The 3,976-nt window shown below is 62.7% G+C and carries 5 protein-coding genes; all 5 read left to right on the plus strand.

The features are described from left to right. Window positions 1-565, plus strand: a 565-nt coding sequence (locus AC1DWI_RS15765) for an ATP-binding cassette domain-containing protein (RefSeq protein ID WP_477725176.1), incomplete at its 5' end; no start/stop codon positions are given. A gap of 31 nt (window positions 566-596) precedes the next feature. Then, window positions 597-1,580, plus strand: coding sequence for an ABC transporter permease (locus AC1DWI_RS15770; protein WP_477667887.1), 984 nt, complete (start codon window positions 597-599; stop codon window positions 1,578-1,580). A gap of 68 nt (window positions 1,581-1,648) precedes the next feature. Next, window positions 1,649-2,593, plus strand: coding sequence for an ABC transporter substrate-binding protein (locus AC1DWI_RS15775; protein ID WP_457280127.1), 945 nt, complete (start codon window positions 1,649-1,651; stop codon window positions 2,591-2,593). Between the two features lie 51 nt (window positions 2,594-2,644). After that, window positions 2,645-3,652, plus strand: coding sequence for an aldo/keto reductase (locus tag AC1DWI_RS15780; RefSeq protein ID WP_477667886.1), 1,008 nt, complete (start codon window positions 2,645-2,647; stop codon window positions 3,650-3,652). A gap of 133 nt (window positions 3,653-3,785) precedes the next feature. Further along, window positions 3,786-3,976 (plus strand): L-rhamnose mutarotase (locus AC1DWI_RS15785; RefSeq protein ID WP_477725177.1); only part of this gene is annotated, 191 nt, incomplete at its 3' end.

A 3,976-nucleotide genomic window follows, 5' to 3' on the forward strand; every position in this document is an offset into this window, starting at 1 on the left:
CTCGCCACGGGATGCCGTACGCCAGGGGCTGGCCTACCTGTCAGAGGATCGCAAGCACGACGGGCTGGCACTGAAGATGAATGTGGCGCAAAACATCACACTGGCCCACATGGAAGCCGTGTCCAATCGTGCGGGCATGATCCAGTTTGCCAAGGAGCAGGATGCCGCACGCCACTACATTGGCGCACTCGACATCCGCACGCCCAGCAGCAGCCAGATCGTGCGCCTGCTCTCGGGGGGCAACCAGCAGAAGCTCGTGATCAGCAAATGGCTGTTCCGTCAATCACGCGTGCTGTTCTTTGACGAGCCCACACGCGGCATTGATGTGGGCGCCAAGTACGCGATCTACCAGTTGCTGGACCAGCTCGCAGGGCAGGGCATCGGCGTCGTGATGATCAGCTCCGAGCTGCCCGAAATCATGGGGATGACCGAYCGTGTCGCGGTCTTCCATGAAGGCCGCCTGGTCACCATCCTCCCCACCCGCGAGACCCATCAGGAGGAGGTCATGCACTACGCCTCCGGCCGCAGCGTGCCGCCCCTGCAAGCCGACCAGCTGACCCACTGAACCCTCCAAGACTTCTTTCCCGAACCACACCATGACCGAACAACAACAAGACCTGTTTCAGAAATTTGCCGCGCTGGCCAGCTTGCTGGGACTCATCGCCATCTTCTCGTTCACCAGCAACGCCTTCTTCAGCGTGGGCAATGGCATGACCGTGGCGCTCCAGGTGACGTCCATTGCCTACCTCGGCATCGCAGCGACCTGCGTGATCATCACCGGCGGTATCGACCTCTCGGTAGGTGCCATCCTGGCACTGTCCGGCGTCGTGGCCGCAATGCTGGTCAAGGCGGGCGCGCCCGTGCCGCTGGGCATGTTTGCCGGCCTGCTGGTCGGTGCCCTGTGCGGGCTGATCAACGGCCTGTGTGTGACGGTGCTCAAACTGCCGCCCTTTATTGCCACCCTGGGAATGATGCTGGTGGCACGCGGCGTGGCCTTGCAGCTGACCGATGCCCGCGCCATCAGCGGCCTGGGCGACAGCTTTGCGGAACTGGGCAACGGAGCCTTGTTCCGCATCGTCAATATCGGTGCGGACGGCTTCCCCGATGTGGTGTTCGTCGGCATTCCCTATCCCGTGGTGCTCATGGTCGTGCTGGCGCTGGCCGTCTCCGTCCTGCTTAACCGTGCCACGCTGGGCCGCCATCTGTACGCCATCGGCTCCAACCTGGAAGCCGCCCGGCTCTCGGGCGTGAACGTCAACGGCGTGACGCTGTTTGCCTATGTGCTTTCCGGTTTGCTGGCCGGGCTGACCGGTTGCGTGCTGATGTCACGCCTGGTCACGGCCCAGCCCAGCGAGGGCCTGATGTACGAACTTGATGCTATTGCCGCCGCGGTGATAGGCGGGACCTCGCTCACGGGTGGTGTGGGCACGGTGTCGGGCACCGTCATTGGTGCGTTCGTGATTGGCATCCTGCGCAACGGTTTGAACATGAGCGGCGTGTCCGCTTTCACCCAACAAATTCTGATTGGCGTCGTCATCCTGCTGGCCGTATGGATCGACCAGATGCGCCATCGCAAGTGATCCCTACCGGCAGGGCTTACCGGGACTTCGAGAGACAACCTCCACAACCACTACCCATGAGGAAAGAAATGAAAAAATTTGTCCACACACTGATCGCAGCCGCCCTGGTGGCTGCGTCGTCGATGGCTATGGCCGCCGACAAGGAAATTGCCGTTATCGTGAAGACCGCCAACTCGGACTTCTGGCAAAACGTGAAGAAGGGTGCCAACGCTGCCGTGGGAAATCTCAAGGGCTACACCGCCACCTTCCAGGGCGCAGCATCCGACACCGACCTGGCCGGGCAGGTGGCCCTGGTGGAAAACGCCGTGAACCGCAAGGTCGCCGGCATCGTGCTGGCCCCGTCGGATCCGGATGCCTTGATCCCCGCCATGAAAAAAGCCTGGGAAGCCAAGATTCCTGTGGTGTTGATTGACTCCGCCGCATCGGATTCCGGCAAGGCTTACTACCAGTCCTTCCTGGCCACCGACAACAAGACTGCCGGAGAAATGTCCGCCAAGACGCTGATCGAGAAAGTCGGTACCACCGGCAAAATTGCCGTCATGTCCTACACCGCGGGCTCGGGCTCCGAAATCGGCCGCGTGGGAGGTTTCACCGACTACATCAAGAAGCATTCCAAGCTGCAGATCGTGGGCCCCTTCTACTCCAACTCGCAGATGGGTACCGCACTGAACCAGACCACCGACGTGCTGGCCGCCAACCCCGACCTCAAGGGCATCTTCGGCGCCAACGAACCCACCGCTATCGGCATGGGCCGCGCACTGGTTCAGTCGGGCAAAGCCGGCAAGGTGGTGGCCATCGGCTTTGACGGCAACTCCGACCTGCAAGGCTTTGTGAAAGACGGCACCATCGAGGCGATTGCCGTGCAAAGCGCCTTTGAAATGGGCAACCTGGGTGTGAAGACCGTGGCGGAAATCGTGGCAGGCAAGAAAGTACCCGCCTTCCGCGATACCGGTGTGCTGATGGTGACCAAGAAAAACATCGACACACCCGCTGCCAAGAACGTTCTCTACTAAACCGCTCCAACCCAAGGATCCCTCCGGCACCGGCTGCCGGAGGATGGGTATATGCACACCACGGATCTGAAACTCCTTCCCCGCGTGGACCTGCGGCTGACTGCCCTGGGCCTGGGCTGCTCGCAAATGGGCGGCCTGTACCGTGCCACCAGTGCCCGCGAGGTGGAGGAAGTCTTTGCCTGCGCCTGGGCGGCCGGCGTGCGCTATTTCGACACGGCACCCTACTACGGCTACACCCGCTCCGAGCACCGCCTGGGCGCCCAGCTGGCCGACTGCCCCCGCCATGAGTATGTCGTCAGCACCAAGGTGGGCCGCCTGCTGCGCCCCGATGCCAGCGTGGGTCCTGGCGATGGAGGTTGGGCCAACCCCTACCCGTTTCGCCCGCAGTATGACTACAGCTACAGCGGCGTAATGCGCTCATTCGAGGACAGCCAGCAACGGCTGGGCCTGGCCCATATCGACATCCTGTACGTACACGACATCGGCCGCGACACCCACGGCGAACAGCATGCGCATTATTGGCAACAACTGACCACGGGGGGCGGCTTCCGCGCGCTGGACGAATTGCGCGCAAGCGGTGCCACCAAGGCAGTGGGCCTGGGCGTGAACGAATGGCAGGTGGTGATGGACAGCATGCAGGAGTTCGACCTGGACTGCACCATGCTGGCCGGGCGCTACACCCTGCTGGAGCAGGACTGCATCACCCCCTTTCTGGGCGACTGCATGCGCCGCGGCAACGCCATCGTGGTGGCCGCGCCGTTCAACTCCGGCGTCCTGGCGGGCAACACCAAATTCAATTATGCGGAAGCCCCGCCCGCCGTGGTGGCGCGCGTGCAAGCGCTGGCGCTGACCTGCGAGGAATTCGGCGTGCCCTTGCAGGCCGCCGCACTGCAGTTTCCACTGGCGCACCCTGCGGTTGTGTGCTGCGTCACCGGCACCCGCACCGCAACCCAGCTGCAACAGAACGTCGCGTGGCTGGAGACGCCCATTCCCGCCACGCTGTGGCAGGCCCTGCGCAGCCGCGACCTGCTGCATCCCGATGCGCCAGTACCAGCCTGAGGAAGACCCCATGCTGATCGACGCGCACCCGCATTTCTGGAATCTGGCAAACCGCACTGGCCACTGGCCGCCATCTTTGGCGGCAATGCGCGCCGCCTGTACCACCTTGGCCAACATATAGACGGAAATTGATATGCAACGAATGGGATGGGTCATTGGTATCGACCCCCGGCACATCGCCGAATACAAGCGCCTGCACGCGGCCGTCTGGCCCGCTGTGCTGCAGCGCATTCACCAATCGCAGGTGCGCAACTACAGCATTTTTCTGCGAGAGCCGGAAAACCTGCTGTTCGGCTACTGGGAATACCACGGCCGGGACTTTGA

The sequence above is a fragment of the Polaromonas sp. P3_C2 genome (assembly GCF_056402675.1).